This window comes from Streptomyces luteolifulvus (assembly GCF_008806595.1).
GTDB classification, from domain to species: Bacteria; Actinomycetota; Actinomycetes; order Streptomycetales; family Streptomycetaceae; genus Streptomyces; species Streptomyces luteolifulvus.
This window is the reverse complement of sequence record NZ_VZRB01000012.1, coordinates 226,852-236,158: the sequence shown is the minus strand read 5'-3', so window position 1 is coordinate 236,158 and position 9,307 is coordinate 226,852. Positions and strand designations below refer to the sequence as shown.

At 65.3% G+C, this 9,307-nt stretch carries 7 protein-coding genes and 3 pseudogenes; 5 read left to right on the top strand and 5 right to left on the bottom strand.

Annotated features, from left to right (window positions below; genetic code table 11):
* Window positions 1–99: pseudogene (locus F7R91_RS19815) on the top strand (IS5/IS1182 family transposase); the annotation flags it as partial.
* On the top strand, window positions 96–860 hold the full coding sequence (locus F7R91_RS19810; protein WP_225320697.1) for a hypothetical protein: 765 nt from the start codon (window positions 96–98) through the stop codon (window positions 858–860). The pseudogene F7R91_RS19815 and the gene F7R91_RS19810, both read left to right, overlap by 4 nt.
* A gap of 102 nt (window positions 861–962) precedes the next feature.
* Here F7R91_RS19810 and F7R91_RS19805 read toward each other — a convergent pair whose 3' ends face one another.
* Entirely contained in the window at window positions 963–1,973 is a 1,011-nt protein-coding gene (locus tag F7R91_RS19805; RefSeq protein WP_150950391.1) for a hypothetical protein, read from the bottom strand.
* 1,355 nt (window positions 1,974–3,328) lie between these two features.
* Here F7R91_RS19805 and F7R91_RS19800 point away from each other — a divergent pair.
* Window positions 3,329–3,470, top strand: a pseudogene (locus F7R91_RS19800) (helix-turn-helix domain-containing protein); the annotation flags it as partial.
* A gap of 539 nt (window positions 3,471–4,009) precedes the next feature.
* Here F7R91_RS19800 and F7R91_RS19795 read toward each other — a convergent pair.
* From F7R91_RS19795 to F7R91_RS19785, 3 genes are all read right to left on the bottom strand, one after another.
* The gene (locus F7R91_RS19795) at window positions 4,010–5,425 is read right to left on the bottom strand and encodes an MFS transporter (RefSeq protein WP_225320696.1); all 1,416 of its coding nucleotides are present in this window, start codon (window positions 5,423–5,425) and stop codon (window positions 4,010–4,012) included.
* Between the two features lie 52 nt (window positions 5,426–5,477).
* Window positions 5,478–6,473: a DUF4106 domain-containing protein gene (locus F7R91_RS19790; RefSeq protein ID WP_150950390.1), complete on the bottom strand. Its 996-nt coding sequence runs from the start codon at window positions 6,471–6,473 to the stop codon at window positions 5,478–5,480.
* A gap of 65 nt (window positions 6,474–6,538) precedes the next feature.
* On the bottom strand, window positions 6,539–7,495 hold the full coding sequence (locus F7R91_RS19785; protein ID WP_150950389.1) for a hypothetical protein: 957 nt from the start codon (window positions 7,493–7,495) through the stop codon (window positions 6,539–6,541).
* An 85-nt stretch (window positions 7,496–7,580) separates the two neighbouring features.
* Between F7R91_RS19785 and F7R91_RS19780 the strand changes: the two genes are divergently transcribed.
* Complete coding sequence (locus tag F7R91_RS19780) at window positions 7,581–8,018, top strand: DUF4442 domain-containing protein (protein WP_150950407.1); 438 nt, start codon at window positions 7,581–7,583, stop codon at window positions 8,016–8,018.
* Window positions 8,019–8,092: 74 nt separating this feature from the next.
* On the opposite strand, the pseudogene F7R91_RS19775 reads toward F7R91_RS19780, so the two are convergent.
* A pseudogene (locus F7R91_RS19775) lies at window positions 8,093–8,335 on the bottom strand (hypothetical protein); the annotation flags it as partial.
* A 237-nt stretch (window positions 8,336–8,572) separates the two neighbouring features.
* Between F7R91_RS19775 and F7R91_RS19770 the strand changes: the two are divergent.
* Entirely contained in the window at window positions 8,573–9,217 is a 645-nt protein-coding gene (locus tag F7R91_RS19770) for a DedA family protein (protein ID WP_150950388.1), read from the top strand.
* Window positions 9,218–9,307: the final 90 nt, after the last annotated feature.

The window sequence follows — 9,307 nt, the reverse complement described above, 5'->3', positions numbered from 1 at the left end:
TTCTTCGACCTCGCCGACACGATCATCACCGTACGTAGCCTGATCCGCCAGGCATGGACCACCCACCGCTGGGACGAACGCCCGCACCGCCGTCCATGAGTAGTACACGCCTATCTGCGCGACCTCTTAACGCGTGCGTCCAGTACGACCGAGGCCAGCGCGAGGCGGCGAACCTCAGCAAGGCTGCCGCACTCCGCATCGGCCAGGAGACCGGCCACGGCGAAATCATGGCTTGGGCGTGGGAGATCGAGGCGTGGTTCGCCCTCACCCAGAGCCGTTGGCAAGACATGCTCGAAGCAGTCGAAGCCGGCCACGTCGCCGACCAGACCCATTCCGTCGGCGTGCAGCTCTACGCACACAAGGCACGAGCAGCCGCCCGCATGGGAGACGGCCGCCTAGTCCGAGACTCCCTCGATGCCGGTCGCGCCCGCTTGGACCGCCTACCGCGCCCGGATCACCCGGAACACCACTTCATCATCGACCCGGACAAGTGGGACTTCTACGAGATGGACGCCTACCGTCTCCTCGGAGACGACGAACGCGCCGCCGCACACGCCCGGTCAGTGATCCGCATCAGCACCGGCCCCGACGGCACCGAGATCTCCCCCATGCGCGCAGCAGAAGCCCGCCTCACCCTCGGAGTAGCCGCCGCCCGCACCGGCGACATCGAAGAAGCCATCGGCATGGGTAGCTCAGCTCTCGAAGCCGACCGAAAGTCTCTCCCGTCCCTTCTTTTAGTCGCTGACGAACTGGACAAGGAACTCCGCTCCCGGCACCCTCGTGAGGCATCGACGCGCGATTTTCATGAGAGGGTCATGACCATCAAACGAGGGGCAGCAAGGACCGAGCTTCCGTTCTGACCTCTTACGGCCCTCCCGAACGGAGGGCCTCATAGGTTGTTCGGGCAGCCGTGCTTCAACGTGCTAACCATGCGATCGACTGCAATTTCCCTGACCGTATCGTCAACTGCCCTTCTTGATCTTCCCGGATCTCACTTTGCGTAGTCCCGCCCCTGAAATTCGGACTTCTTCAACCTCGTCAATATTCTCCATCCCGCCCCGGAACTCACTGAAGTCGTGCCGTCCCTCAACGTAGGCATCCTGAACAAACAGGGTTACCCGGCGCCACATTCTGCGCTCTTCAAGGATATCCTCGGGCAATTCCAACCCCAAAGCCTTTGCAAGCGGCCTACGGCCCAAGTTTGCAAGGGCCTGCTGAGTAGCGGACCATTCTGCCGCGGATACGCATGCCACTTGATACCACACACGCGCCAAGACGACGAGTCCAGCAAAAGTAACCCAGAGTATACCTCCGTTTCGGGCACCGGACAGGGCGGCACCAAGAGCGGCAAGAGAGACCAAGATATGCCCGAAGAGCAAACATACAAATAGGTCGACTGCACCGCGAGCTACGTCTCCTTGCCGCGATACTTCTTTCGGTGCAACTGCCGATATTTCATACCACAGAGTCTGCGTATCCAATTCATAGCGATTAAACGAGTATTCTTCGAACTGCCGTATAGAGTTACCGAGTCGAGTGGGGGCTACCTGGTTCTTGTCGACAGGATAAAGGGCTCGCCTTTCCTCGATGATCGCAAGACGCAGCGACCTACTTTTCCCTGCATTGATAGCGGTCTGCAATTTTGTGATTTTCTTATCCAGCCTCCCCATTCTCTTGCCCTGAAGCCAGCGCCCCAGATCGTGCATCCATTGCGGCCAGAACATATACCCCTCCAATATTCGATAGAGGGGAGTCTGTAGGGCATTCAAGAGCAATCCAGCCATGATGACCACACCGATTATCAACCATGCATCTCCAGCTGCGTCTTCTATTGCCTTAGCGCTGTAATCTTTACCCTGCAAGCTCGGGATGACGAGCACAATGAATAGTGTGACGTTTATGGCAGTCGGCAGGAGCCAACCGACCAGAAGCGCCCACCCTCCCGCGAGGACACCCTTCGCAATATCGATCATCTATCTTCCCGTTCTTTCATCTCGCATCTCGCGATTTTAGTGCCGTTGGCAACTGAACGAGTTGATGGAGTGCTGCGGTAGAGCACCATTCATACACTAATCACCTGGAGGGCGAAATTTTGGACCTGGAGGCCGCCAAAGCGCCCGAACGCGCTCGCGAAATTCTCGATCTCTCATAGGACCCCGCAGGTCCTGCGCCAAATTTTCAACGAGAGACAGGTCGCCTGGCGTTTCTTGTAGGCTAGCAAGTACGCCATGCTGGGCGTCTAGTCGGCTTTTGACCAATTGAGTCAAGTCGATGAGATCATCGCGATCTGCTAGCACGTGTGCGGCCCTGTGGGCCACCCCAATAGCGGCAACATCTTGTCGATAGCCCACGCGAGATCGGAGGGTCGCCCGGAATTTCTTGTCCCTCCCGAGTTTGCGTACATGGCTAGCCAGGCCATATATGGCACCCGCATTGTCGGGATTTTGCTTGGCGACTTCGAGCGCCTTATGGGCGGTCGGATCATCTGCCAGACGAGATCGAACTAGTTCGGCTACCTGGGGTACGGCGCGGGGCCGACCAACGACGATCTCTGCGACGGCAAAGGCCTCGGGCTCTGAGAGTGATTTCGCCACGACTCCTCCATCCTGGCGCGGGCAGGATTGAGCCCTGCAAGACGACGTCCACAACGAGTTCGTGTGGGATTCCTCTGGGCCGGCCGCGCGGCACGTAACTACCCTGCCGGAGTCTTTAACACCAGACTGCGCTCAATCCTCCAGAACTGCCAGCGGAAGGAAACTTCACGTGTCAACGACTGTGGATCTGTGCACGGCGCTTTGACCTACCAACAGCGATGGGTGGCTCATGCGGAGTTCTTCGTCGCTAGTACGATGCACCGAGACCTAATAGTAGCCAAGGACCATGGTCATGGCAGCGCCAGCTGCCACTTCGTTTCGATAGGTCTACACGGGGCTGAGAGGCTGGGAAGCCGCGTCAGATTATATTCACTAGAGTGTTGCGCCATCGGCCAGTGGACGCTTGCACGCGACGAACTGCGTTTCCTAGGGCACGAGTTGATCGCCTTGACCAAGCGAGGCGCTGCAAGGCCGAAGCTCGTTTCCGAATCGCCCACCTATGTATCCGAGCCCGCTCCCGCTCCTCACCAGGCAGTGAAACCCGGATCCATATGTGTTGCGTGCTGACCTCGAGGTCCCCTGACTTGCAGTCAGTCTCGAAGTGACCTCTTGAAGCGGCGCCAAGCTTTGAGCAGCGACGGCAACTGATCAAGAAAGTTCGTCAGGACCAGTAGGAGAACGACGAGAGCCCCAGACCACTCAATGAGGCTTTTCAGTGTGGCCACTGATCGGGGCTCATCGTCACCCGCGAGGGTGACCGCTGCTGCAAGCTCCCGCCCCACCAGCGTGCTCTGGTCGGTCTGGTGCACCTGCGCCGACACGACACTCTCGCGCAACTCGCCGCCAGCTTCGGTATCTCCCTCGGCACCGCAGCTCCGGGCAGCGTGGCATGGCTGGGCGTCACGTCATCGAGCGACAAAGCCGCCTCACTGTGGCGTAGCCACGATAGCCGGTCTTGTCAGGCGCGAGACGTGCCTTGGGACTTGGCGAGAGAGCAGGCGACCGCTCATCACTCGGCGGGCTCGATCGAGATGAGAATGGATACATTTGCCAGGGTGTTGCGCAGTCAGCCTGCGCACTCCGGGGTCAACGGTAGAAGGTCGGATCACCCTAGCGCCGTGGCGCTATGTGAATCTGGCTGGCGGGAGCTTGCGGACCTCACTAGTTTCGGAACACGGCCGGGCGGCCAACTTCCCTGCCGTGCCAATGCCTCCACAGGCTCTCTGCGCTCCGGGGCTGTGACAGGTCTGCCCCTTCGGCCACCACGGGCTGGGAACCCTGAACGGCGAGGTATAGTGGAGGGGTTCGAGCCACCCCAAGGGTGGTGCCCCTTTCTTCAGTCCGCCAGCACATCGGGCGGGCAGGGCTTCAAGTCGACGCCGCTCCACAGGAGTACAGGAAAACGAGACCAGAGATCAGAGACAGGAAAGCGATGGCCTACCGCAAGGTTTGGCCGGCCGCGGCATGTCTCTGTGACTGCTCGGACCGGTCGGCAAGACCCGGTCCGAGCACCCGCTCGGATTCGGCCCTACGACTACAGGGAGACTCCGAACGCTGTGGATCTGAGTACGAAGGCGTACTGGCTTATCGGCTTCATCGGTGTGTGTCCTGCTGCTGCTGGCGCTGAGAGACGCGGCTGTCAAGACCCTCAACGCTCTTGCAGAGGTACGGGAAGCATGGCGGCGTTTCCGTAATAGCTGAGCGACTCCAGATACAGAGAAGCCCCCTCGGGACGTATCCCTTGGGGGCTCTCTGATGAGTGCTACCGGGGCAAGGAATGCAAGGGCACTGAGGTTACATACGCAGAGGTGTTGCGCGGTCATCCAGGAGACCCCGAACACCTCCAGGGTCACACCGGTCAGGAACATCACCGCGTACAGGACCCCGGCCGGCACCGGCACGGCGAGTGCTGCGGACGGCAGGGCCAGTGGGAAGACGCACAGTGTGCCCGCGAGTAGCAGCCGGCGCGGCTTCCAGCGCGTCATCAGCAGCGCACCGCCGACCGTGCCCGCCCCGAAGAAGCCGAGCGCCAGGCCCCACGGCCCGGCACCGCCGAGGTGGTCCCTGGCGACAAGGGGGCCGTAGACAGCGTCGGCGGCACCGACGACCGCGTTCGCGACGGAGAACTGGACGACGATGCCCCACAGCCAGGGCCGGCCGGCGAACTCCCGCCAGCCCTCCCGGAGATCGGCGAGCATTCCGCCGCCCGGGGCGCGGGGCGGAATGTGGCTCACGTCGAGGAGGGACCGCAGCGCCCCGGCGACGGCGAACGCCGCCGCGTCCGCGGCGAGCACCCAGCCCGGTCCGATCGCGGCCACCATCACCCCGCCCAGCGCGGCGCCGCCGAGTGCCGCCCCCTGCATCGCCATCCGGAACACGGCGAACGCCCGGCCCGCCTGTTCCCCCTCGACCGACGACAGCAGCATGCCCTCGGCCGCGGGACTGAAGAACGCCTGGCCGGTGCCGCCGAGCGCGGTCAGCAGCATCATCTGCCACAGCTCCGGTTCCCCGGCGAGGACCAGCACCGCGAAGGCCGCCTGCGACAGGCAGTTGAGGGCGTTGGCCGCGACCATGACGCGATGCCGGGGCAGCCGGTCCGCCACCGCTCCGCCGATGAGGAGGAAGACCACCAGCGGCAGCGTGCGGGAGGCGGCGACCAGCCCCACGTCACCGCCGTCCCCGCCCGCTTCGAGCACCGCGAACGCGGCGGCGATCAGCGCGCCCTGGCTGCCCAGGTTCGTCACGAAGGCCCCTGCGGTCAGCAGGGTGTAGTTGCGGCTCGCCCAGGCGGGTCCGCGGGAGTGGCGGGGGGAGTCGGCGGCGGAGGTCACCGGCCGACTATCGCTGGCGGGGGCGGGGCTTGCCAAACTGTTTGCGGCTTGCTCAGCCCTCGGTCGGATCCCCGTGCAGCCGGACCGTGCTGAGGATCTTCATGATGGTCTCCTTGGGGACCTCGTCCTTGACGCCCTTGGCGCCGTAGAAGTTCCACGACACGAAGTCGCCGACCGAGTTCTTGAAGCCGAACGTGACCGCCTTGCCGTCACTCGCGCACTTGCCCTTCTGGGGCGTGTTGGTCGACTCCGCCCAGCCGACGCTGCCCTTGACCCCGGACGTGGTCGTGTAGGGGGTGGCCTTCTTGTCGAACGTCACCGTCTTCTTGTCCGGCTGCGTGTAACCGCCGTAGACCCACCAGGCCGGGGTGTTGATCGCGATCTCGTCGGTGCTCTTGGCGCCGTTGGCGCCCTTGGTGCCGGCCGCCGCCAGCGCCGTGTCCTCGGTCCTGCCGTCCTTGTTGTCGTCGGTCGTGCACCACTTGGACTTGTTGAACGCCGGCGCGGTCATGGTGATGATCGGCTTGGCGTCGTCCGCCTTCCGGTCCTCGAAACCGATCGAGAGACCCGGGTCCTGGACCTCCCAGTCCGCCGGCACGTCGAAGGCCGTACCCCACTTGGGGTTGATGACGACCTTCCAGCCCTTGACCGTCGGCTGCTCCTCCTCACCGCCGCGCGGGTTGTCCTCGGAGGCGGACGTGCTCGGTTCGACGGACGACGCGCTCGCGGACGGCTTGCCGTCCTTGCCTCCGTCCGCCTTCTCGTCCTTGTCCCCGCCCAGGACGAGGAATCCGGTCACACCGGCGGCCACGACCACCGCCGTCGCCGCGACGATGGCGACCACCTTCGTACGGTTCCCGCCCCCGCCCCGCGGCGGCTCCGGCGCCCCCACCGGCCCCGAGGCGCCCCACTGCGGCTGCTGCCCATAGGGGTTGGGCTGCTGGTAGCCGGGCTGCTGATAAGGATTCGGCTGCTGGTACCCCGGCTGCTGGTACGGATTGTTCTGCGGGTTCTGCTCGCCCCCGGGCGGCTGCTGTCCTGGCCACATGGCCAGCCACCCTAGTGGCGCGGGGGACACGATTCGGTCACCGGGGTTTGTCAGGGGCGTAGCAATCAGGGGGAGTCCGAGGGCGTGTAGAGCCGCACCGTCTTCAGGACCTTCGTGACCGTGGCGTCCGGGACCTCCCCGCCGACCCCCTTGGCACCGACGAACGACCAGGAAGCGAAGTCGCCCTCGGCGTTCGCGAAGGCGAAGGTCGTCGCCTTGCCGTCCGAGTCGCACTTGTTCTGCTTGACGACACCGGACGACGAGGAGGTGGCGACGCTGCCGACGAGGTCGGATTCCGTGGTGAAGGAGGTGACAGGGCCGGTCGTGACCTTCTTGTGGTCCGGCTGGGTGAACATGCCGTAGACCCACGTCGCCGAGTCGGAACGGGCGATCTCCTCGGTGTTCCTGGCCCCGTTGTTGCCCCGGCTGCCCGTCATGGCCAGCGGCTCGTAGTCGAGTCGGCCGTCCTTGTCGTCGTCGGCCCCGCACCACTTCTCCTTGAGAACGGCGGGAGCCTTCATACCGACCAGGGGCTTGTCCTCGGGGTCGTCGTTCTCCGAGACGTACGAGACCCAGCTCGTCGACTGCAGCGCCCAGTCCGCGGGCACGTCGAATGCGACCCCCAGCTCGGGGTTCACCACGACCTTCCAGCCGTCCACGGTCGGCTTCTGGTCGTCCGCCGCCCGCGGGTTGTCCGCCGGGGCCGGCGACGCCGAGGAACGGGTCGGCTCGGGAGAGGCCCCGCGCTTCGAGCCGCCGCCCAGCAGCACGGCTCCGGTCACGGCTGTGGCCATCACGACGACCGCTGCCGCCGAGACGGCGATGACCTTCGTACGGCGTGCGCCGTCACGTGGCCGGGGGACCGTGGCTCCGGCCGGGACGGTGGGGGCGTTCCACGGGGGTGGCTGCTGCTGGGTGTACGGGTTGGGCTGCTGGTATCCGGGCTGCTGGTACGGGTTTCCGTCCACGGGGTGCTGCTGCGGATTCCGCTCGCCCGCAGGCGGCTGTTCTCCTGGCCACATGAGCCGTAAGGATACGGCGATCACCGGACGGTCCTGGTCAGCCGGCGCTACTCGCGGGTAACGTGTGGATATGAGCGCAGATCAGATGTCGATCGGCGAGTTGCTCGCCGCCACGGTGCCGATGGTTCGCACGTTGAACCTGGAGTACCTGGAGACCACTCCGGACAGGGCCGTGCTGGCGCTGCCGGATCAGAGCGAGTACCGCAACCATGTGGGCGGGCCGCACGCCGGGGCGATGTTCACGCTGGGCGAGTCGGCGAGCGGAGCGATCGTGCTGGCCGCCTTCGGTGACCAGCTCTCGCGTGCCGTTCCGCTGCCGGTCACGGCCGAGATCGCGTTCAAGAAGATCGCCCTGGGGCCCGTCAGGGCCACCGCGACGCTCGGCCGCCCCGCCGCCGAGGTCGTCGCCGAACTCGACGCGGGCAAGCGCCCGGAGTTCCCGGTGACGGTCGCCATCCAGCGCGAGGACGGTGCCGTGACCAGTGAGATGACGGTCGTGTGGACCCTGCGGCCCAACGGCTGAGCAGGAGCGTGTCGGTGACCCGGTCGGCTCGTGCGTCGGCCGGGTTTGCATGGGGGTGGGCAGGGGGCTGTATGTCACTGTCTTCCGGTCAGGCCGGGGGCGGCGGGTCTTTGTCGTCCACTCAGCCTGCCAGGCCGTGGTGGTCGGTCGTGCCGCCCCTCCAGGCCCGTGACGAACTCCTTGAGCCAGGTCGCGAACTCGCGGCCCAGGTCGGATCGTTCGCAGGCCGGCCTGACCACCGTGCGGAGGCATTCCGCCTTGTCGCCGGTGTCGTAGCGCAGCCCGTTGAGGACGACGCCGTGCACCGTGCCGCACGCACCATCCGGGACGGATCCGTGGGACAGCGCTGGGTGCCCGAAGCCGCGAACGAGGGCGCGAGCACTCTGCCGACACGCAGGGCAGCCCCCTCGAAGCCAGACCACCGACGCGCAGCGCGCTCGACTCCCTCACGGCCGGTGTCCTGAACCCTCATCGGTCACCGGGTAGGCTTCCCGGCGTGCGCCGGTTGCGGCGCACGCCGGTAGTGCAAGGACGCAAATGGGGAGGAACCGGCGTTGCACGTCCAGGAGTGGCTCGACTCGGTGCCCGCGGCGGCCGTCTACGCCGTGGTGGGGCTCGTCATCGGTCTGGAAAGCCTGGGCATTCCGCTGCCGGGCGAGATCATCCTGGTGTCGGCGGCACTGATGTCCTCGCAGCACGAGGGCATCGACCCGGTGATCCTGGGCGCGTGCGCCAGCTTCGGCGCGATCGTCGGCGACTCCATCGGCTACGCCATCGGCCGCAAGGGCGGGCGGCCGCTGCTGGCCTGGCTCGGCAAGAAGTTCCCCAAGCATTTCAGTGAAGGACATATCGCCACGGCTGAACGGTCCTTCGAGAAGTGGGGCATGTGGGCCGTCTTCTTCGGCCGCTTCGTCGCCCTGCTGCGTATCTTCGCCGGACCGCTCGCGGGCGTGCTCCGGATGCCGTACTGGAAGTTCCTCATCGCCAACGTCTTCGGCGGCATCCTCTGGGCGGGCGGCACGACGGCCGTCATCTATTACGTCGGTGTCGTCGCCGAGTCCTGGCTGAAGCGCTTCTCGTGGCTGGGCCTGGTGGCGGCCGTGGTCATCGGCCTGACCTCCATGCTGATCGTCAAGCGCAAGGCCAAGCAGGCCCAGGCCGACCGGCAGGAGGCCGAACCGGTCCCCGCCGGGGACTAGGCCCGCGACTGTTTTGGCTGGTCAGGGCCTGGGTCTCGGCGCGCCCCGAGGTGCAGGTCGCAGTATGATGACGAACAGTGGGGGGAGGGG